Genomic DNA, 496 nt, shown 5'->3' with positions numbered 1-496 from the left:
AGCCCGCCGGTGCGGCGCGGCTTACTTGCCGGGCGTCAGCATGGCCTGCACGGACGTCTTGATCAGGCGGTTCACCGCGCCGGACCGGACCTGCTGCGCGAGGTAGTCGTTGAGCACGTCGAGGTCGGCCTTCGGCGTGTCCTTGCGCAGCCCGAACGCCACTTCCTGCTGGGCGAGCGGCGGCGCGGGATTGAAGCTGGCCGCCCAGTCGGGGTGCGCTTCGGTCAGCAGCATGTTGGTGATGTTCGCGTCGGCGAGCAGGTCGGCGCGCTTCGAGATCAGCGACAGGCGCGTCTCGTCGTTGCCGGGCAGCCGCATGATCCGCGCCTGTTTCAGTTCGGCCGAAATCGCCTTGTCCTGCGACGTGCCGGACATCACCGCGACCGTGACGTTCGGCTTGTCGATGTCGACGAGCGAGCGCAGGTTCTTCGCAATCTTCGGGTTGTTCTTGTTGTAGACGAACGAGACGTTGTAGTCGGTCGCCGGCGCCGAGAAC

The 496-nt window shown here is 66.3% G+C and carries 1 protein-coding gene; it reads right to left on the bottom strand.

Annotation, left to right across the window (positions count from 1 at the left end):
* Positions 1-21: 21 nt before the first annotated feature.
* The coding region (locus Q3A80_RS31945) for a substrate-binding periplasmic protein (RefSeq protein ID WP_446332757.1) at positions 22-496 on the bottom strand (475 nt) is incomplete at its 5' end.

This window comes from Burkholderia sp. SR8, from assembly GCF_052851275.1.
This window is presented reverse-complemented; position numbering and strand designations above follow the sequence as displayed.